19 protein-coding genes are annotated in these 18,583 nt (G+C 69.3%); 10 read left to right on the forward strand and 9 right to left on the reverse strand.

Annotated features, from left to right (window positions below):
- Positions 1-1,833, forward strand: a complete 1,833-nt coding sequence (locus tag G406_RS50660) for a DNA polymerase (RefSeq protein WP_211241277.1) — start codon at positions 1-3, stop codon at positions 1,831-1,833.
- A gap of 39 nt (positions 1,834-1,872) precedes the next feature.
- Entirely contained in the window at positions 1,873-2,304 is a 432-nt protein-coding gene (locus G406_RS0129250) for a protein-tyrosine phosphatase family protein (RefSeq protein WP_028936527.1), read from the forward strand.
- A gap of 82 nt (positions 2,305-2,386) precedes the next feature.
- On the opposite strand, the gene G406_RS0129255 is transcribed toward G406_RS0129250, so the two are convergent.
- From G406_RS0129255 to G406_RS0129270, 4 genes are read right to left on the reverse strand one after another with little or no spacing between them, the layout of a single operon-like run.
- Positions 2,387-3,331, reverse strand: a complete 945-nt coding sequence (locus G406_RS0129255; protein ID WP_051342813.1) for a ScbA/BarX family gamma-butyrolactone biosynthesis protein — start codon at positions 3,329-3,331, stop codon at positions 2,387-2,389.
- The gene (gene dhaL, locus G406_RS0129260; protein WP_028936529.1) at positions 3,328-3,987 is read right to left on the reverse strand and encodes a dihydroxyacetone kinase subunit DhaL; all 660 of its coding nucleotides are present in this window, start codon (positions 3,985-3,987) and stop codon (positions 3,328-3,330) included. The genes G406_RS0129255 and dhaL overlap by 4 nt, the downstream gene beginning before the upstream one ends.
- Positions 3,981-4,985: a dihydroxyacetone kinase subunit DhaK gene (locus tag G406_RS0129265; RefSeq protein WP_028936530.1), complete on the reverse strand. Its 1,005-nt coding sequence runs from the start codon at positions 4,983-4,985 to the stop codon at positions 3,981-3,983. Before G406_RS0129265 ends, dhaL begins: the two co-directional genes overlap by 7 nt.
- Before the next feature lie 57 nt (positions 4,986-5,042).
- Complete coding sequence (locus G406_RS0129270) at positions 5,043-5,819, reverse strand: MIP/aquaporin family protein (protein WP_028936531.1); 777 nt, start codon at positions 5,817-5,819, stop codon at positions 5,043-5,045.
- 711 nt (positions 5,820-6,530) lie between these two features.
- Between G406_RS0129270 and G406_RS0129275 the strand changes: the two genes are divergently transcribed.
- Positions 6,531-7,253 (forward strand): hypothetical protein, encoded by a 723-nt coding sequence (locus tag G406_RS0129275; RefSeq protein ID WP_169736810.1) that lies wholly within the window; start codon positions 6,531-6,533, stop codon positions 7,251-7,253.
- Between the two features lie 52 nt (positions 7,254-7,305).
- On the opposite strand, the gene G406_RS0129280 is transcribed toward G406_RS0129275, so the two are convergent.
- A complete protein-coding gene (locus tag G406_RS0129280; protein WP_028936533.1) occupies positions 7,306-7,521 on the reverse strand; it encodes a hypothetical protein in 216 nt (71 codons plus the stop codon).
- A gap of 120 nt (positions 7,522-7,641) precedes the next feature.
- Positions 7,642-8,574, reverse strand: coding sequence for an alpha/beta hydrolase (locus tag G406_RS0129285; RefSeq protein ID WP_028936534.1), 933 nt, complete (start codon positions 8,572-8,574; stop codon positions 7,642-7,644).
- Between the two features lie 162 nt (positions 8,575-8,736).
- Between G406_RS0129285 and G406_RS0129290 the strand changes: the two genes are divergently transcribed.
- The 4 genes from G406_RS0129290 to G406_RS50665 all read left to right on the forward strand — a co-directional run bounded on the left by G406_RS0129290 (position 8,737) and on the right by G406_RS50665 (position 13,363).
- Entirely contained in the window at positions 8,737-9,999 is a 1,263-nt protein-coding gene (locus G406_RS0129290) for an ABC transporter substrate-binding protein (protein ID WP_245607247.1), read from the forward strand.
- A 3-nt stretch (positions 10,000-10,002) separates the two neighbouring features.
- A complete protein-coding gene (locus G406_RS0129295) occupies positions 10,003-10,917 on the forward strand; it encodes a carbohydrate ABC transporter permease (RefSeq protein WP_028936536.1) in 915 nt (304 codons plus the stop codon).
- Positions 10,918-10,957: 40 nt separating this feature from the next.
- Positions 10,958-11,749 carry a carbohydrate ABC transporter permease gene (locus G406_RS0129300; protein ID WP_051342864.1) on the forward strand — a complete coding sequence of 264 codons (792 nt, stop codon included), beginning with the start codon at positions 10,958-10,960 and terminating at the stop codon, positions 11,747-11,749.
- Between the two features lie 126 nt (positions 11,750-11,875).
- Positions 11,876-13,363, forward strand: coding sequence for a DHA2 family efflux MFS transporter permease subunit (locus G406_RS50665; protein ID WP_084216438.1), 1,488 nt, complete (start codon positions 11,876-11,878; stop codon positions 13,361-13,363).
- Between the two features lie 101 nt (positions 13,364-13,464).
- On the opposite strand, the gene cynS is transcribed toward G406_RS50665, so the two are convergent.
- Positions 13,465-13,929, reverse strand: coding sequence for a cyanase (cynS, locus tag G406_RS0129310; protein WP_051342814.1), 465 nt, complete (start codon positions 13,927-13,929; stop codon positions 13,465-13,467).
- A gap of 108 nt (positions 13,930-14,037) precedes the next feature.
- Positions 14,038-15,198 carry an NAD-dependent formate dehydrogenase gene (locus G406_RS0129315; protein WP_028936539.1) on the reverse strand — a complete coding sequence of 387 codons (1,161 nt, stop codon included), beginning with the start codon at positions 15,196-15,198 and terminating at the stop codon, positions 14,038-14,040.
- 281 nt (positions 15,199-15,479) lie between these two features.
- Here G406_RS0129315 and G406_RS0129320 point away from each other — a divergent pair, with 281 nt between their 5' ends.
- Positions 15,480-15,680, forward strand: coding sequence for an excisionase family DNA-binding protein (locus tag G406_RS0129320; protein ID WP_028936540.1), 201 nt, complete (start codon positions 15,480-15,482; stop codon positions 15,678-15,680).
- A 130-nt stretch (positions 15,681-15,810) separates the two neighbouring features.
- Here G406_RS0129320 and G406_RS0129325 read toward each other — a convergent pair whose 3' ends face one another.
- Positions 15,811-16,185 (reverse strand): hypothetical protein, encoded by a 375-nt coding sequence (locus G406_RS0129325; protein ID WP_156935210.1) that lies wholly within the window; start codon positions 16,183-16,185, stop codon positions 15,811-15,813.
- Between the two features lie 119 nt (positions 16,186-16,304).
- Here G406_RS0129325 and G406_RS0129330 point away from each other — a divergent pair, with 119 nt between their 5' ends.
- Both G406_RS0129330 and G406_RS0129335 read left to right on the forward strand, forming a co-directional pair.
- Positions 16,305-17,048, forward strand: a complete 744-nt coding sequence (locus G406_RS0129330; protein ID WP_028936542.1) for a maleylpyruvate isomerase family mycothiol-dependent enzyme — start codon at positions 16,305-16,307, stop codon at positions 17,046-17,048.
- Positions 17,049-17,152: 104 nt separating this feature from the next.
- Positions 17,153-17,869 (forward strand): universal stress protein, encoded by a 717-nt coding sequence (locus G406_RS0129335; RefSeq protein WP_028936543.1) that lies wholly within the window; start codon positions 17,153-17,155, stop codon positions 17,867-17,869.
- Positions 17,870-18,583 lie beyond the last annotated feature (714 nt).

Here is an 18,583-nt window from a genome sequence, read left to right on the forward strand (position 1 = left end):
ATGACGCTCTGCGAGGTCGTGCGGGCGGGCCGCGCGGTGGGCGAGGATGACGGAGTGACCGAGTCGGTGGTGCGCAGCGCGGACGAGCTGTTCGCCCGGATGGAAGAGCAGGGCGCCCGGCGTGGTCAGGCGCTGGCGCTGGTCGTGGTCGACGGTGCCGGGCTCGGGATGGCCGTTCCGGGGGCGGCGTGGGCCCTCGCCGCCGCGTCGCCCGTCGCCGTCGTCGAGCGGATCGAGTCGTGGCTGCGTCCGAGGTGGGTGTGGTGGTCGCAGCGGACCCCGGCGGCGTTGGTGGCGGCCGGGCTCCGGCCCGCCACCTGCTGGGACGTCGGTGCGGTTCACCGCATCCTCTTCGGCGGTGGCCGAGGTGACGCCGCCGCGGTGTGGGCCGCGCTCCACGACCTCGACGAGTACTCCATCCCGGGCATGGGGCAGCTGGACCTGCTCACTCCCGGCGGAGAGGATGGTGCCGATCTCGCCGACCCGGTGCGGCCGGACGGTCATCTGCGTCCGGAATGGGTGAGCGGCGGGTGGACGCGGGAATCGAGCCGGTGGGCACGATGGGCCGCGATCGCCCTCGCGGCGCACGCCCTGCAGCAGCAACGGCTGAGCCGGCCGCTGTCCGGCGGCGACCCGAGCGCCACGGCACGATCGGAGTCGGCCGTCGAGCTGCTGTGCGCGGAGCTGGCCGCCGACGGGCTCCCGGTACAGCGGCGTGGCGCGGAACAGCTGCTGGCGTCGCTGCTGGGCCCGCGTCCGAGCGATCAGGTCCAGGCGCGGGAGCAGCAGGAACGCCGCGACGACGTCGTGCGTCGGCTCGTACCGGACGGAGACATGATCGACCTGCGCAACCCCGCCCAGGTCCGGCGCATGCTGGCGTCCGTCGGCATCGACGCTCCGGACACCCGCGCCTGGCGGCTGGAACCCATGGTGGAGCTGCATCCCGTCGTGCCGGCCCTGCTGCAGTGGCGGAAGGCGGAACGTCTGGCGACCACCTACGGGTACCGGTGGCTGGACGAGCACGTCGGAACCGACGGCAGGCTGCGAGGCCGGTGGAGCAGCAGTGACGGTGCGGCCGGGCGGATGACCGCACAGGCGGGCCTGCACAACATGCCGGCCGAGCTGCGTCCGGCTGTCGTCGCGGAGCCGGGACACGTCCTGGTGAGGGCGGACCTGGGGCAGATCGAACCCAGAGTGCTCGCCGCCGTGTCGAAGGACCGGGCACTCGTCACTGCGACGCGGGACGAGGACCTCTACTCGCCGGTCGCCGAGCGGCTCCGGGTGGAGCGCCCGGTGGCGAAGGTCGCTGTGCTCGCCGCGATGTACGGGCAGACCTCCGGCACGGCGGGGGAGGCGCTGCGCGGTCTGGAATCGGCCTACCCGACCGCGATGCGGTTCCTGCGCAAGGCGTCCGACCAGGGCCGAGCGGGCAAGGATGTCCGGACCTACGGAGGACGTCTGGTACGTATCGGTGCGCTCCCGGAAGGGCTGGACGAGACCACTCGGCGGATGGTGGCGGCCGCACGTGGCCGATTCGCGCGCAACGCAGTCGTGCAGGGCGCCGCCGCCGAGCTGTTCAAGGTCTGGGCGGTGACGATCCGAGCTCGCTGCGCGCCGCTCGGCGGGCGGATCGTGCTGTGCCTGCACGACGAGCTGTTGGTACACGTGCCGGAGGAGCACGGAGAGACGGTCGCGGACCTGTTGCGTACGTGTCTGGACGAGACCGGGCGGGCGTGGTTCCCGGGTTCGGGTGTGCGGTTCGTGGCCGACGTGCACGTGGTGCGGCAGTGGTCCGAGGCGAAGGCGGCGATGACCACGTCGGCGGGGGACTGAGCGCGTTTCTCCGTTGCATGATCAACTAGGCTGTGCCTGGTGAGTGATGCATGGGATGTGAATGTTTCTGGCGTGCTGCGGCTGCCATCCGGACGTCTCGTGCGAGGACGAGGACTGCGCCGTCCACTGCCGGAGGGCCCGGTGCCGACCCTCGGTGTGTACCTGCTCGGTAAGACACCGCCCGAGGTCCCCTGGGAGTCGATCTGGGTGCGCTGGCCCGACTTCCGGCTGCCCTCGGACCGGGACGCGGCGCGGGCGACCCTGGAGGACGTGTGGACGCGTGCCGGGTCGAACCGGGTCGAGATCGCCTGCGGGGGAGGGCGAGGGCGGACCGGAACCGCGTTGGCCTGCCTTGCGATCCTCGACGGCGTGGCACGAGACAAGGCTGTCGCGTACGTCCGTGAGAACTACGACCGGCACGCGGTGGAGACACCCTGGCAGCGCCGCTACGTGGAACGCTTCGCCCGCTGAGCCCACCTCGAAGACGCTGATGTCGCGTCGCGGACACCGGAGTGACCGCGACGCGACACGACCCACCGCACGGTGAGGCCGGTCAGCCGCTCATCTCCAGGACTCCGGCCACGGCGGTCTCGCCGTCCTGGAGTGCTTCCACCCGAAGCGTCATCGTGTTGTCCGCGGTGCGCCTGACGACCGTCGCACGCAGGGTGCTCGGCCGGTCCAGCTCGATGAACCTGCTGAACGACAGGTCACAGCCCAATACCTGGGCGTCCGGGCGGCCGAGCAGCAGCCGGCCGCTCTGACGCGCGGCCTCCAGGATCAGCATCCCCGGGATGTGGTCGAGCGGGTGGTCGAACAGCACCGGATGCTCGACGAGCGCCCGCAGCGGCCATTCGGACTCGCCGACCGCTTCGCCGAGTGTCACCTCGTCGGCGGTGTGGACACCGACCGAGGACGGCTCGACCGGTGGCGCGACCGCCACCGGGCCACGAGACGAGTCCGGGTCGAGACCACGGAGCCGGTCGTACACTCCGGGCGCGAGACAGCGGGTGACACCACCGGCGGTGGCGATCACCACGCCGTCGCGGACGAACTCCACGTCGACCCGCAGCCCCATCGCGGTCCGGGTGCGTCTGCGTGCCTGCGCCACGGTCACCCGGACGACGAGGTCGGCGGGCCCGTCCCCGGCGGCCAGCCCGGCGTGCGTGGTCGACCAGGCGATCTGGTCGATCATGAACTTGTGGTCACGGGGTACGTCGAACGCTTCGTGGGACAGCAGGATGCCGATCTGGCGCAGCGTCTCCGCGAGGAAGACGGCATCGTGTTGCCCTTGCCGGACCCGGTACAGCATGTGGCTACGTGGCCACTGCGCACCGCACAGGAACGTGTCGCCGTCGAGCCTCATCCAGTCGGTCAGCAGTACCTCGGCGACCGCGCGTCGGTGCACGAGGTGCCGGGGTACGACGGTGGAGAAGGACAGGCTCGTCGGGTCCGGACCCACGGGACGGATCGTCGGGGTCAGGGTCGCCTCGCTGGTCATGATCGCCTCTCCTCGGCGGGCCCGGTCGCGGTGTCGAACAGCGCGGCGATCAGCACGGCGCCCGGGTCCGGTGCGCCGACCGCGGCGTCGCCGACGTAGCTGGCCCTGCCCTTACGGCCGAGCATCGCGGCGGTGGACTCGGCGCCGTGCCTCGCGGCCTGGGCGGCGTGGCGCAACGCTGCGTCGAGGTCCAGGCAGATCCAGGCCGACTTGCGCAGCGCCAGGGCCGCCGGGACCATCGCGTCGATCATGGTGCGGTCCCCGACGGCGGCCCGGCCGAGGCGCTGCACGGACTCGGTGGCGGCCTCGACCCCGTCGGCGAGCGTGGCGACGGTGGCTCCGTCGGTGACGTTCTTGGCCAGGACCCGGAACCAGGTCCCGAGCAGCGGCCCGCTCGTGCCGCCGGTCGACAGGAAACCCGCCGACAGCCGCTGCAGCACCTCGGCCGCGGTCTCCGGCGGCCGTTGCTCGAGCAGCTGCTCGGCCTTGGTCACCGCGGTCTCGACGTTGGTGCCGAAGTCGCCGTCGCCCGCCTGGCGGTCGAGCTCGGTGAACTCGGACTTCGAGCGTTTGACGTGTGCGATGAACCGCTGTGCCCAGGCGAGCGCGGCCTCGGTCGAGAGCGCGAGGGCGGTCTGGGGGCCGGCGGTCACCATGTCAGGGCCGGGGTCCGCACCGGCGCATCCCACAGGGTGAGCATCTCGTCGTCGACACGCGTGAGCGTGATCGAGCAGCCGGACATGTCCAGCGCCGTCACGTACGTGCCGACCAGCGAACGGGCGAGGTGGATGCCGCGACGCGCGAGGTGGGCCGCGACGGCTCGGTGAGTGATGTGCAGCTCCAAGGGGTGTGTGGCGCCGAGGCCGTTGGTGATGGCCAGCACCCGGTCACCTCGGGTCAGCCCGAGCGAGTCGATGATCGACGGGAGCATCGAGTCGACCAGCTCGTCGGCGGTGCCGAAGGGCACCCGTTCGCGTCCCCGTTCGCCGTGGATGCCGACCCCCATCTCCACCTCGTTGTCCGCGAGATCGAACGAGGGCCGATCCTGGTCGGGATGGGTGCAGGCGCGCAATGCGAGTGCCATGGTGCGGGAACCGGCCGCGACCCTGCGGCCCAGTTCGACGACCGTGTCGAGGCTCGCGCCGTTCTCGGCCGCCGCCCCGCACACCTTCTCCACCGCGACGACGGCGGCCGTGCCCCGCCGACCCGGGCCGTCCTCGATGTCGCTCTCGCTGGCGAGGTCGTCGTCGACGAGCACACATTCGACGCGCAGGCCCTCGTCGGCGGCGGTCTCGGCCGCGATCTGGAAGTTCAGCACGTCACCGGTGTAGTTCTTGACCACGTGCACGACGCCGGCCTCGGTGCCGACCGCCTGGGTCGCGGCGATGATCTGGTCCGCTGTCGGGCTGGCGAACACCGCGCCCGGTACGGCGGCGTCGAGCATCCCGGTGCCGACGAAGCAGCTGTGCAGCGGTTCGTGGCCGGACCCGCCGCCGGAGACCAGCGTGACCTTCTCCGGCCGGGCGAACCGCGCCCGGTGGATGAAGCTGGGGTCGCGGTTCCACGCCAGCAGCTGGGGGTGGGCGAGTTCCAGGCCCTCGAGTGCTTCGTCGACGACGTCGACGGGTTTGTTCATGAGCTTTCGGGTGCTCATCGGGTGGGGTCCCTTCGGATGACGGTGCACGGACGGGTCACTGCGCTGGGCCCGCCGTCAGGTCTGCACCGTGCTGGGCGCGGCCGGCTGGGGAGCGGACGACTGGGTGGTGAGCACGGGGTTGTCGGCGGCGGTACGCGACATCGCGCGGTAGGCGAACGCGGCGAGCACACCGGCGAGCAGCTCGGCGATCAGGTAGACCGGCAGCTGGTTCCACTTGACCGTTCCGCCCGCGAGCTGCTGCACGAGCATTGGGCCGATCGTGCGGGCCGGGTTGATCGAGGCTCCCGTCGTCGGTGCGACGGGGATGATCGCGGCGAACACCACGAGTCCGATCGCCAGGCCCGCGAAACCCGCCGCCGCCTTGCGATGGATGACCCCGAAGACGGTGAACACCAGGATGAAGGTTCCGACGAACTCGGCCAGGAACGCCTGCCCCACGCCGACGTCGGCCGAGTAGCTGGCCACGCCGAGCCCGACCGCGCTCGCCTTCGGGCCGAGGACACCGAGGATGGCGCCGGCTCCGAGGATCGCGCCGAGCACCTGTGCCGCCAGGTACGCGGGGACGCGCGACCACGGGAATGCGCCGGTGGCCGCCAGGCCCACCGTCACGGCCGGATTGATGTGGTTGCCCGAGATGTGCCCGAGCGCATAGACCGTTGCGACGACGACGGTGGCGAAGGCGAGGGAGATCATCCCGAGATCGGCCATCGTGAACGGCGCGTTGCCGTTCACGATGGACGTGGCCGGGACCGCTCCGACGCCGACGAACACCAGAAACGCCGTACCGACGACCTCGGCCGCCAGCTTCTGAACCATGGACGACTCGTCCATACCGCACTCCCGCGACTTTGCTGGGTAGCCGACAGCGTCGAAGCGCGTTCGGCTATGTCGAATGTGGTGCGAAACATACGACACCGCCTGAGTGGAGCGCAAGGTGCTTGCCGGTGCCTGGAGGTGCCGTGTCGCGCGGCCCTCGGACGTGCCGATCGGCGGAACGCGAATGTGGTGTTTCCGGAGCGGACACACGGTCGCCGGTTGCCGAATTGTGCGCGACTTCGCGGTGCGAGAAATCGTCGGTGCGCTGGACACGAATCCCGAAAGACGAGGGAGGGGCCTGGCCGTTGGTGCGTTCCGCTGAGCACGCGGGCGATACGCGCAGCTCAGGAGTGTCGGCTAGTGATCTGTCGGGAACAATCGGTGAAATCCGGGTGGATTCTCTCTTCGACCCCGGAACTGCGCCTCTCGTTATGTCCGCGGTCGCCCGGTCGGTGCGGCGAACAAATCATCGGATGGATGCGGGCTGACGACAGGGACGCCGATCAGCCGGAACAGGCGCGTCCACGCCGGCAACGGGCAGGGGTCCGGCTCGCGCCGAGCGGTACTCGTCATGGGACCGGAGGTACTCACCGGGTCGTGGGACTTGCGCTGCGCCATCCGGGTCTCCCCGCTGCGGTTCGGCGCACCAAGGAGTTGAATACAACGAAGGTTCCGCGCGCTCGACGTCCGGACCTCGGTTCTGGTCGGTACACGGGGGTGGCCGAAATGCGCTTGTTGTCGGGTCGTGGCGTGCGACGGGGGCAGCCCATGGTGCCTGCCCCTCGACGACCGGAGCCCGAGGCGGAACCGTTCGACGCGGTGTTCGCCCAGATCGCGGCGGTGTGTGCGCCGGTTGCGGAGCGGTTCGCCGGCCACCCCGTTCGTAGGATCAAACCCGCGCTGCGCAGGGCGTGGCGCGCGGCCTACTCGGGTGAGCTGGGTGAACCCGTGCTGGGCGTCCTGGCACAGGCCATTCAGGACCGCCAGCCGTCACCCATCGGCTGGCTGTCCCCACCGTCGTTGAGGCGGCAGTCGGCATCCGCCGGCGCAGGCGTGCCGAACAGATTCGACGCGACGGTCGAGCTGCTTCCCACCGGCCAGGCGCCCGGCATCGCGCACAACCTGGTCCGGGACGTGATGTGCGGCTGGGGTCTGTCCGGCCGCCAGGTGACCGAGGATGCGCAGCTCCTGACGAGCTCGATCGTGGCGGCCGCGCTCGACCGTGCGGACCCGAGGGCGAGTCTGCGCGCCGAGCTGACGCTGACGGTCAGCGTGCTGCACGTGTCGTTGACGGTCGAGCACAGAGCCCCGTCACAGGGAGGTGTCGTGCCGATCGGTGCGCGTAGCAGGCGGCGGTCGGTGATCGCGCTCCTCGACACGATGGCCGACGTGTGGGCGCAGGAGACCTACCAGGGTGGCAGCCGCACGTGGTTCGAGCTGACCGCCTGATCGAACGGGCGGGCCGGCGGCCCGGCCCACCCGTCGAACCGGTGCAGTGGGTCTAGAAGCCGTACATCGCCGGCGAGCCGGGCGTCATGCCCGTCTGGTCGTTGGGGATGCACTGCTGGGTGTTCTGCGGGTTGAGCGAGTACCCGGGCGGGCACTGTGCCGCCTCGTTCGTCGTGGATGAGGCCGGCGCCGCCACCGTGATCACCCCGGCGAGACCGAGACCAACCGCGAGCGCTCCGGCAACCAGACACGTGCGTGTACGCAACATGGTCCACACTCCTTTTCCTCGTCTCGAATTTACCCCACATGGCGGTCCCCGGCTGATCACGAAGCCGAGTGTTTTACTCGCTTCGCCCGGCGTTCATCATCGGTCGGCCGGGGCGGTGGATCAGGCACGTGCGGCGAACGCGTCGCGCAGACGCTCGCCGATGACCCGGCGCGCGCTGAGCGCATCCGGGATGACGCCCGCCATGTTGAGGAAGGCGTGTACCTGTCCGGTGAAGCGCCGCAGCATGGTGTCCACCCCGGCCGCGTTGAGCGCCGCCGCGTAGGCCTCGCCCTCGTCGCGCAACGGGTCGTACTCCGCGGTGATGACGGTGGCGGGGGGAAGACCGGTCAGGTCCTCGACGAGGGAAGGAGACAGCCGGGGATCGGTCGGGTCGACGTCGGTCGCGTACTGGCCGACGAAGTAGCGCATGTCCCGCTCGGTCAGGAAGTAACCGTCACCGAACTCCGCATACGACGGCGTCCTGCCGACCCGCGCATCGGTCACCGGGTAGATCAGCACCTGGTGGCGCAGCCGAGGGGTGTGCGCACGGAGCTGGTGGGTGCACACGACCGCGAGGTTGCCGCCCGCCGAGTCGCCCGCCACCGCGATCCGCGCAGGGTCGATCTCGACGCCGAGGTCCGCCGACCCGTCCAGCAGCGCGGTCACCACCGCGAGCGCGTCGTCCAGCGCGGCCGGGAACGGGTGTTCCGGCGCTAGCCGGTAGTCGACCGCGACGACGGCCGCCTCGGAGTGCACCGCGATGTCACGGCAGATCGTGTCGAACAGCTCGAACCCGCCACCGAGTACCCAACCGCCGCCGTGCAGGTAGACCACCGAGGGCAGCTTCCTGCCCGGCGCGGTGTCCGGTAGGTAGAGGCGCACCGGAACGCCCGCGACCGAGGCCTCTCGGATGGCGCTGACCGGCGTCGGAGTGCCGGTCAGCGGTAGAGCATTGGCGAGGTCGGCCCGGTTCTGCTCCGGGCTCTGTGTGTCCAGCGGTGGCGAATCGGCCACCAGATCGAGGAACTGTCGAGCCTGCGGGCTGACGGCCATCGCGGTCTCCTGTTCGCCGAGTGCACTCCGGGTGTCATGGAACCACTGGTGAGCCAAGCACAACATCAGCATTCCGGCAGATGTGGCATTGTGGGCCGCCGCCGGTGTCGACATCGCTCGAGCTCCGGCGCTGGGCAGCAGCGGGTGAGGGGAGTACCGGGAGTGCGGTCGATTTCTCGTCGACATCTGCTCGTCGCCGGTGGCGGTCTGGCGGTGGGTGCGGCTCTGGCCGCGTGCGGTTCGAACACCGGCCGAGGCGGGGGCGGCGGCTCACCGGGGTTGACGCAGTGGTATCACCAGTACGGCGAGCCCGGCGCGAAGGCGGCGGCGGAACGGTACGCGCGCGCGTACGACAAGGCGCAGGTCACGGTGCAGTGGCGGCCCGGCGACTACGACCAGCAGACCGCGGCGGCGTTGCTGACCGACGACGGACCGGACGTCTTCGAGGTGAACGGTCCCAGCCTCGACCAGATCCAGGGCGGCCAGGTCGTCGACCTCACCGAGCTGGTGCGTGGTGTCGAGTCCGACTTCAACCCGGTGGCGCTCGGCCCCAAGACCTATCAGGGCAAGATCTACGCCATTCCGCAGTCGATGGACATGCAGATGCTCTACTACCGCAAGAGCGCGCTCGCGCGGGTCGGTGCACAGCCTCCGCGCACCCTGGACGAGCTGGTGGACGTCGCGCGACGGGTCACGACACCGGAGATGAAGGGCCTGTTCCTCGGCAACGACGGCGGCGCGGGCGCTCTGGGTGCGACGCCGCTCTACGCCGCTGGGCTCGAACTGGTCACCCAGGACGGTGCGGTGGGCTTCGCCGACCCGGCCGCCGCCGAGGCGCTGGGGAGGCTACGGACGCTCTACACCGACCGGTCGCTGCTGCTGGGTGCGCCGGCCGACTGGTCGGACCCGGCCGCGTTGGTCCAGGGGCTGACCGCGATGCAGTGGTCCGGGCTGTGGGCACTGCCCACCGTGACCCAGGCACTGGGCGACGACTTCGGCGTACTGCCGTTCCCCTCGGCCGGTGCTCGCGGCCGCCCCTCGGTCCCGGTCGGTTCCTACGCGAGCGCGGTCAACGCCCGGAGCCGGCGGATCGACCAGGCGAAGGACTACGTGAAATGGCTGTGGGTCGACCGGGCCGACTTCCAGGAGGACTTCGCCCTGTCCTACGGCTTCCACATCCCCGCGCGGCTGTCACTGGCGAACCGGGCGGCGAAACTCCGGACCGGAGCCGCCGCCGACGCCGTACGGTTCAGCACCGAGCACGGCTTCGCCTACCCGCCGCTGCGGTGGAGCCCCCGATGCCGGACCGCGCTGCAGGACGCGGTGAGCCGAGTCGTCCGGGACGGTACCGACCCGGCCTCGGAGCTGGCGACGGTGGCGAGCACGGCGCGCGACGAGCTCGGGCGTGTGCGGAAGACGAACTGAGGCGTGCTGAGGAAACTGCTCGGCCCGCAACGCCGCTCGCTGTGGTTCTGGCTGTTCACCGGCCCGTTCGTGCTCGGCCTGCTCGTCTTCTCGTACGTGCCGTTGCTGTGGAGTGTCGGGCTCAGCTTCTTCGATGCGCGCAACACGGTGACCCCGACCGACTTCGTCGGCTTCGCGAACTACGCGACCATGCTCGGCGATCCCGCGTTCCTCTCGAGCCTCGCCACCTTCGTCGTGTTCGCCCTGTTCATCGTGCCGACCACGTATGTACTGGCGCTCGTGCTGGCTCTGCTGGTGAACCGGTTGACCGTCGCCAGGGCGTTCTTCCGGTCGGTCTTCTTCCTCCCGACGGCGTGTTCGTACGTTGCGGCTTCGTTGATCTGGAAGATGTCGCTGTTCAACGGTGTGCGCTTCGGCCTGGCCAACACGGTGCTCGGCTGGTTCGGGGTCGAGCCGGTCGCGTGGCTGGCCAGCACCCAGCCGCCCTGGTACTGGCTGGTGATCGTCACGGTCCGGCTGTGGTTGCAGTCGGGCTTCTACATGGTCCTGCTGCTCGCCGGCCTGCAGCGCATCCCGAGGCCGCTGTACGAGGCGGCGGCCGTGGACGGCGCGTCGCCCGGGTGGCAGACCTTCCGTTACATCACCTTCCCGCAGCTTCGCGCGACCTCGGTCGCGGTCGTGCTGCTGCTGGTGATCAACGCTTTTCAGTCGTTCGACGAGTTCTACAACCTGCTGGCGAGCTCTCGCGGGTACCCGCCGTACGGGCGCCCGCCGCTGGTCTACCTCTACTACGTCGCGCTGGGGCAGGGCCAGGAGCTGGGTGTCGGCAGCGCGGGCGCGGTGGTGCTCGCGCTGCTGATCCTGATCGTCACGGTGGTGCAGGCGCGTTGGTTCGGTCTCGGGCGCAGGGAGGCGTGAGGGTTTGGTGAGACGGTTCGGAGCGGTCCTGCGCGGCGCGATGCTGGCTGTGCTGGCGGTGGTCTTCCTCGTGCCGTTCTACCTACTGGTGCGCAACGGCCTGGCGACCGATGCCGACATCACCTCGCCCGGATGGACGGTGCTCCCGGGTGAGCTGCGCTGGGGCAACGTGGGCGAGCTGTTCGACGACCCGATCGTGCCGATGGCCCGCGCACTGGCCAACTCCGCGATCATCGCGGTGCTGACCACCGGTGGCACGCTGCTGCTGGCCTCGCTCGCCGGCTACGGGCTCGCGCGCGTTCCCTACCGGTACGCGAACCACGTGTTCTACGGGATTCTCGGCACGCTGATGATCCCGTCGGCCGTGACGTTCGTCCCGAGCTTCGTGCTGGTCTCGTCGCTGGGCTGGATCTCCACCTTGCGCGGGCTGATCGTGCCGACCCTGTTCAGCGGCTTCGCCGCGTTCCTGTTCCGTCAGTACTTCCTCGGTTTTCCCCGTGAGCTGGAGGACGCCGCCCGGGTGGACGGGCTCGGGTACTGGCGCACCTACTGGTTGATCGTCGTGCCGAACTCGCGGCCGGTGTTCGCCGCCGTCGGCGTCATCGTGTTCATCGGTTCGTGGAACTCGTTCCTGTGGCCGCTGGTGATCGGACAGGATCAGCAGGCCTGGACGGTCCAGGTGGCGTTGAACAGCTTCGTCACCGCGCAGTCGGTCCAGCTGCACGAGCTGTTCGTTGCCGCGGCCCTCTCGATCGTGCCGCTGGTGGTGGTCTTCGTGTTCCTGCAGCGCTATATCATCGAAGGTGTGGAGCGGTCCGGGATCGAGGACTGAGGGCGTTCGCCCAGGGCTAATCCGTCGCTCGCCGGTGCGCCGGACCTGTAGCGTGCGGGGCCGCGCCCGCCGCCCGACCCGGTGCCGAAGCCCGCGCGTGCACCGACGAACGACAGGAGATTCCCCATGAACGGCCCTTCCCCCGGCCGCACGGACGCGGAGGCCGCCGACGGGCCGGAGGGTGACCACGCCGAACCCGAGGCGAGTCCGGTCGAGCCGACGGCGGTGCCGGTGAACGGCGCGCTGGTGGTATGGCTGCTGGTCGCATCGGCGTTCGTGATGATCCTCAACGAGACGATCATGAGCGTGGCCCTGCCGGCGCTGATCGCCGACCTCGGTGTCACGGTCGGAACCGCGCAGTGGCTGACGAGCGGGTTCCTGCTGGTCATGGCGGTCGTCATCCCGATCACCGGTTTCCTGCTCCAACGGTTCCAGCCACGCCACATCTGCCTGGCGTCGATGTCGCTGTTCACCACGGGGACCCTGCTCTGCGCGCTCGCCGTCGGGTTCGGAATGCTCATGGTCGGGCGGATCGTGCAGGCCTCGGGCACCGCGGTGATGGTGCCCCTGCTGATGACCTCGGTGATCAGGCTCATTCCCGCGGAACGGCGGGGCGCCACGATGGGCATGATGACGGTTGTCATCGCGGTCGCCCCGGCCATCGGCCCGACGCTGTCGGGACTCATCCTCACCGCGCTGGGCTGGCGGTGGATGTTCTGGATCGTGCTGCCGATCGCGGTCCTCGCGTCGGCCGTCGGTGCGCACTGGCTGCGGTTCTCGTCGGAGACCAGGAAGCTCCCGCTCGACGTGCTGTCGGTCCTGCTGTCCGCGGTCGGGTTCGGCGGACTGATCTTCGGGTTGAGCAGCGTCGGGGAGGCGGCGCGTGGACAGGCGCCGCTGCCGCCGTGGCTCCCGACGATCGTGGGCCTCGTGGCGATGGTGGTCTTCGTGCTGCGTCAGCTCCGGCTGCAGCGTTCCGGCCTGGCGCTGCTGGACCTTCGGCCGCTGGCCCACCGGCCGTTCGTCCTGTCCGTCGTCCTGGTCCTGCTAGGCATGATGTCGTTGTTCGGGGCGCTGATCCTGCTTCCCCTGTACGTGCAGGACGTACTGCACGAGACCGCGTTCGTGACCGGCCTCGTCGTGCTCCCGGGAGGTCTGGTGATGGGTCTGCTGGGGCCCTACATCGGCAAGCTCTACGACAGGATCGGCGCGCGCCCGCTGGTCGTGCCGGGTTCGGTGGTGCTGGCGCTGTCGCTCTGGGCGTTCACCACGCTGAGCGCCACGTCGGCGTTGTGGATGGTCGTCGCGATGCACGTCCTGCTGGTCATCGGCCTGTCGCTGATGTTCACGCCGCTGATGACCGACGCGCTCGGCCAGTTGCCCGGCGACCTCGACTCACACGGCAGCGCCATCATGGCCACCTTGCAGCAGGTCGCCGCCGCGGCAGGGACGGCCCTGTTCGTCACCGTGATGTCGCTCGCCTCGACCGGTGCGACCCAGGGCGTGGACATGGGCGGCGCCCGTGCGGCGTTCCTCTGCGCGGCGGTGATCGCCACGGTGGCCTTGCCGATCAGCCTGCTGATCGGCAAACGCACCCCCACAGCGGCCCCCTAGCACCGGGCCCCGCCCTGAGCTCGACCTCGCAGAGCTACATGTCGTGTCGCAGACGCTGCGGCATCTGCGACACAACACGGCGCTCCGCGAGGTGCCCGTGGTCAGAAGACGCGGTAGGGCAGGAACTTGCCGTTCAGCGTGATCTGGACCCTGTCGCCCTTCGGGTCAGCCACCCGCTCGAGCGCCATCTCGAAGTCGATCGCGCTGACGATTCCGTCGCCGAACTCCTCACGGACCAGCTCGGAGATCGTCGCCCCGTAGACCTGCACGACCTCGGTGAGCCGGTAGACGAGCGGGTCGGTGGTGTCCACGGCGGAGGCGCCCCGGACCGGCGGCAGGGTCAGCGCCTCGACGACCTCACCGTCGAGGTCGAGCAGTGAGCCCACCGAGGCTGCCTGGTCGGCGGTGAGTGTCTGCTGGCCCAGCAGGGCCGAGGTCGCCCACTCGGTCGACTGACCGACTGCTTCGGCGATCTTCTCCCACCTCAGTCCCAGCCGCTTCTTCGCGGCCAGGACGGCGCGGGCGGCGTCACGTCGGTCGGGTGGTGTCAGGGGTGTCACGGTCATGATGAATCCCTCCGGGGCCGGCCAGTACTGGGGTTCGATCGACGCCGTTGTCCTCGTGAGTGTCGAGCATGGCCAGGGCAATACTCAACACCCACGAGGCTGGCGGGGTCAGCTGCGCGCGCTGTAGGACTTCGCGCCGGTGCCGGCCAGCTTGCCGCCGTCGACGATGAGGTACTCGTCGCGGATCGGGGTTCCGGCGAAGTATGACTCGAGGATCTCCCTGGTCCCGTTCGCGTAGCGGGTCTGGGCGGACAGCGTCGAACCGGAGATGTGCGGGGTCATGCCGTGGTTCGGCATGGTCCGCCACGGGTGGTCGGCGGGAGCGGGCTGCGGGTACCAGACGTCGCCCGCGTACCCGGCGAGCTGTCCACTCTCCAGCGCGCGCACGATCGCGTCCCGGTCGACGATCAAGCCACGCGCGGTGTTGATCAGGTAGGCACCACGGCGCATGGTGGCCAGCAGGTCGTCGTCGAACAGCCCCTGGGTCTCCGGGTGCAGCGGAGCGTTGATCGTGACGACGTCGCAGTTCGGGACCATGGCCCTGGCATCGGCGTGGAAGGTGAGGCCCAGCTCCTGCTCCACCGACTCGGGCAGCCGTCGACGGTCGGTGTAGTGCAGGTGGACGTCGAACGGCGCGAGCCTGCGCAGCACGGCCAGCCCGATGCGACCGGCGGCCACGGTGCCGACGTGCATGCCTTCGAGGTCGTAGGACCGGGCCACGCAGTCCGCGATGTTCCATCCGCCGTCGCGCACCACCTGGTGCGACGGGAGGTAGTTGCGCACCAGGGACAAGATCATCATCACCACGTGTTCCGCGACGCTGATGCTGTTGCAGTAGGTCACCTCGGCGACCGTGATGCCCCGGTCGATGGCGGCGTCGAGATCGGTGTGGTCCGAACCGATACCCGCCGTGACCACGAGCTTCAGGTTCGGCGCGTTCGCGATGCGCTCGGCGGTGAGGTAGGCCGGCCAGAACGGCTGGGAGATGACGATCTCGGCATCGGCGAGGTGCCGGTCGAACTCGGAGCCGGGCGGTTCCTTGTCCGACGTCACCACCAGCTCGTGCCCTTGGCGCTCCAGGAAGGAGCGCAGCCCCAGCTCACCAGAGACGCTGCCCAGCAACTCACCGGGTGTGAAGTCGGTTGCTTCAGGGGTGGGCAACCGCTGACCGTCCGGGTACCGGTCCATGGCGGGCAGGCCGTCTCGCGCATATCTGGCCGGCATTCCGCCGGTCGGATCGTCGTACAGCACACACAGCACCTTCGCCATGACGTCTCCTGGTGATCGAGGGTCGATTCGTTCCGCATCCACGGTTCTGGATGACGAAATCAGCCGCAAGATCGGAAGCAGCTCAGAGAATCGATCCGTCGATTCGTGCCGTGAATCACACCAGGTGAGGCCATGACGAGGCCGCTGTGGCCTGGGAACCACTGCATTAGTGGGCCTTATGGGTGGTTGTATGCCGAGGTAAGGCACCCCTTGTGCCATTATCAGGGTGCTCTTTTTGTCGCACCTGTAACGAAGGAGGCCTGAGGATCGACATGAACAGCATGAGTCTCGTCAAACAGGACACTGAATCGGAGCTCCGTGCAGGCATGGAGCTGCTGACCGTCGCTGAGGTATCCGCCATGTTCCGGGTGTCGAAGATGACGATCTACCGGATGGTGCACGCGGGTGAGCTGGCGCACGTGCGGGTCGGTCGGTCGTTCCGCATCCCGGCCGACTCGGTGCGCGCCGTCATGGGGTCGTGAGAACCGCGACCACACACCTGTCGGCGCCGTTCATGCAGACCGCGTGTACGCCGCACTGACCTCTGGTCGGAGTGCAGCGCACACACGATCTGCATGAACGCACGGAGGTCGCGTCGGTGAGCTGCTCAGCTCACGGGCGGTAGCGGTCCTCGTAGCTGCTCGAGTTGTGCGAGTTGGACGACTCGTGGCTGTCGACCTCGGACCTGTCGACGTAGCGGCTGTGATTGCCTCGGTCGGTCTCCGGCTGGTTGGCGTACTGGTCCGCGTAGCCGTTGTTGCCCGCCGCGTTCACCGCCGTGTTGCCCGAGCCGGCAGTGCGGACGGTCGTCTCGCTGGCGTTGTCCTCGTGGTGGCCGTAGGCGTACCCATTGGCGGAGATGGCGCTCCCCGCGCCCGCGGTCACGTGGTCGGCGGCTGTCGCCGTGCCTGTCGCGAGTGCTCCGGCGACCATGGTCAGTGCCGCCAGCGCTGTGACGCGCACCACTAAGCTTTTCATCCTCTTCATGTGTGTCCTCCTCGACATCGTCATGTGCGTGGTGGAACATTTCCCACCATTCACTGTAGACCCATCTAGCTCACATGTACCTAGAGTTACCTGACGGTGGAGCCCGATAGGGTGCCGTGATGGACTACACGGCTGCTCTGGTCAGGGAGAACGAGCGATTCGGTGAGCTTGTCCGCGATGCTGACCCGGCCGTACAGGTGCCGACCTGCCCTGGATGGAGCCTCGTGCAGCTGACGCGCCACCTGGGCCGAGGGCACCGGTGGGCCGCGCAGATCATCAGCGACCGCGAGACGGGTTACCTGGACCCGCGCGCCGTCCGTGACGGTAAGCCACCGAAGGAACCTGATGCCGCCGCGGCGTGGCTTCGGGGCAGCGCGCAGGCCGTCGTGGATGCGGTGTCCGAGGCCGGGCCGGACACGCCGGTGTGGACGTTTCTCGGGCCGCGCCCCGCCGAGTGGTGGATTCGCCGCCGGCTGCACGAGGCGACCGTGCACCGGGCGGATGCCGCGCTCGCGCTGGATGCGGACTACGAGCTGTCGGCGGACCTTGCGGCCGACGCGATCTCCGAATGGCTCGACATCGTCACAGCGCAGCGAGGTTCTGCCGTGCTGACGCCCGGTTCCGCCGTGCATCTGTCCGCCGTCGATGCTCCGGTCGGATCGAGCGGCGACTGGCTCATCCTGGGTGAGGCTGACGGGGTGTCCTGGAGTCACTCCGCCGACGGAGCGGACGTCACGTTGCGTGGCTCGACGCTGCACCTATTGCTGGCACTTGTCCGTCGTCGCTCCGTGGCGGCCGGTGGCATCGAGGTCAGTGGTGCCGAGGCGGTCTGGAGCGAGTGGTTGGACCACACACCGTTCTGATCGCTACGCCCGACGCAATCGGGCGGCGCACCTCGGACGGGGGCTTGTCTTGACCATGGGGGAGGAGGACCCTCGGGCGCGGCACCTCTGGGGGAGGAGCGGCTATGAGATCCGGAAGCGTTGCGCTCGCACCGCGCCCGTCCGGCAAGGGGACGAGCACACTGCTCGACGTCGTCGAGCGGCCTGGTTCCGCGCTGCCCGAGTGGGTGCGGTCGTGGCGCTCTCACATGGGTTTCGAGGTCACCAGACGTCCGATGATGCCTGGCCCCGCCTCGGAACTGTGTCCGGGCGCCTCGGGTGGCTGGCCGCGGGTGATCGACGACGTGGCGTGCTCGACAGCGGCGGGGCGAACCGTCCTGGTCAGTCATCCACTCAGACGTGCGGCACACCCGGGCCCGGTCGTCGCCTCGGTCGGTGACGGCGTCGACGACGCGGATGCGCTCGCGGACGCCGCGCGCTGCGCCGTCGCCCTGGGCAGCGAGCTCCTCCTCGTCCACGGTGTGCCGATGTCGTTCGCGGAGCGGTCGGTGGGCGTCGAGTCCGCCGTGCGGCACGGGCGCGATCTGCTGGACGCCGCGCTGACGTTCGTGTGGCGTGAGGATCCCTCGGTCACGGTGTCGTCCACCGTGCTGCGCGCCCATCCGCACGAGCTTGTCAGTAGTCGCCTACACGCACGACTACTGGTGGTCGGCGGCGCGCGGGTCGGCTCGGCGGGCAGGCTCGGGCCTGTCGCTCTCGGAGCTGTTCAACACGCACCGTGTCCGGTTCTGGTCGTTCCGCGAGGCCCTCGTGACGTGGTCGACGCCACGGTGAACGGCTGACGCACGCGCTCTACCTGGTGCTTTTCCGGAGAGGGTTCACTACATAGGGTGATCTCGGCAATCGACGTGTGTTTCGAAAGAAGTATAAGTACGATCACCACTAGAGTGAATTTGCGCACCAAGAGTCACGAGCCGCCACTCACGTGAGTGGCGCGAGTGTCCGCACACAGACTTACCGCTTATCGCTGGGGAGCGGATGAGCGGCTGCGATTGGCCGGGGCCGGTTGTCTCGGGGACGACCGGTCCCGGCCCATAAACCCCGAAGGTTTCGTCGGGCCGGGCCGGAGCGGCCTTGGCGGCGGGATCGAACTAGATGTCGACCCCGCCCGCCACGGGCAGGCCGGGCGCATCTGAACACTGTGTGGAGCGCACCGGCGGCTGTGCTGGGGAGCGAGCTTCTACTTTTGTAACGGTCCAGTGACATCGGCGCCATGGTCTGCGAGGGGTGTGCCGGTCGAGCGGGGCATCTCCGGCGACCAATGCCCATCTCGCTCGTTTTGCCGGTGCCATGAGTCGACAAGAGCCGTTCGGCGTAACTCGCGGCCATCCGGCGCACGCCCGTCCACCTGGTCAAGCGCGCAACAAAACGCGCACGGCACGCGCGCGGCTCTGGATCATGAATCACGACACCGCGCACCGCACGCTCACGCCGCGCCAGGCACACATAGTGCGGCGTGCACGCACGGTGCGCGGTGTCGTCGATGTTGATCGGTC

Origin of the sequence: Actinospineispora spinosispora DSM 44797 (genome assembly GCF_000429025.1) — a bacterium.
In the GTDB taxonomy this organism is placed as follows: domain Bacteria; phylum Actinomycetota; class Actinomycetes; order Mycobacteriales; family Pseudonocardiaceae; genus Pseudonocardia; species Pseudonocardia spinosispora.

Bases quoted from the DNA above. Each gene is read 5' to 3' on its own strand.
- G406_RS0129320 (WP_028936540.1), top strand. From the start codon at position 15,480: ATGAGTCTCGTCAAACAGGACACTGAATCGGAGCTCCGTGCAGGCATG.
- G406_RS0129325 (WP_156935210.1), bottom strand. From the start codon at position 16,185: ATGAAGAGGATGAAAAGCTTAGTGGTGCGCGTCACAGCGCTGGCGGCA.
- G406_RS0129265 (WP_028936530.1), bottom strand. From the start codon at position 4,985: ATGAGCACCCGAAAGCTCATGAACAAACCCGTCGACGTCGTCGACGAA.
- G406_RS0129300 (WP_051342864.1), top strand. From the start codon at position 10,958: ATGCTGGCTGTGCTGGCGGTGGTCTTCCTCGTGCCGTTCTACCTACTG.
- G406_RS0129275 (WP_169736810.1), top strand. From the start codon at position 6,531: ATGCGCTTGTTGTCGGGTCGTGGCGTGCGACGGGGGCAGCCCATGGTG.
- G406_RS0129315 (WP_028936539.1), bottom strand. From the start codon at position 15,198: ATGGCGAAGGTGCTGTGTGTGCTGTACGACGATCCGACCGGCGGAATG.
- G406_RS0129280 (WP_028936533.1), bottom strand. From the start codon at position 7,521: ATGTTGCGTACACGCACGTGTCTGGTTGCCGGAGCGCTCGCGGTTGGT.
- cynS (WP_051342814.1), bottom strand. From the start codon at position 13,929: ATGACCGTGACACCCCTGACACCACCCGACCGACGTGACGCCGCCCGC.
- G406_RS0129330 (WP_028936542.1), top strand. From the start codon at position 16,305: ATGGACTACACGGCTGCTCTGGTCAGGGAGAACGAGCGATTCGGTGAG.
- G406_RS0129285 (WP_028936534.1), bottom strand. From the start codon at position 8,574: ATGGCCGTCAGCCCGCAGGCTCGACAGTTCCTCGATCTGGTGGCCGAT.
- G406_RS0129255 (WP_051342813.1), bottom strand. From the start codon at position 3,331: ATGACCAGCGAGGCGACCCTGACCCCGACGATCCGTCCCGTGGGTCCG.
- G406_RS50660 (WP_211241277.1), top strand. From the start codon at position 1: ATGACGCTCTGCGAGGTCGTGCGGGCGGGCCGCGCGGTGGGCGAGGAT.
- G406_RS0129270 (WP_028936531.1), bottom strand. From the start codon at position 5,819: ATGGACGAGTCGTCCATGGTTCAGAAGCTGGCGGCCGAGGTCGTCGGT.
- dhaL (WP_028936529.1), bottom strand. From the start codon at position 3,987: ATGGTGACCGCCGGCCCCCAGACCGCCCTCGCGCTCTCGACCGAGGCC.
- G406_RS50665 (WP_084216438.1), top strand. From the start codon at position 11,876: ATGAACGGCCCTTCCCCCGGCCGCACGGACGCGGAGGCCGCCGACGGG.
- G406_RS0129335 (WP_028936543.1), top strand. From the start codon at position 17,153: ATGAGATCCGGAAGCGTTGCGCTCGCACCGCGCCCGTCCGGCAAGGGG.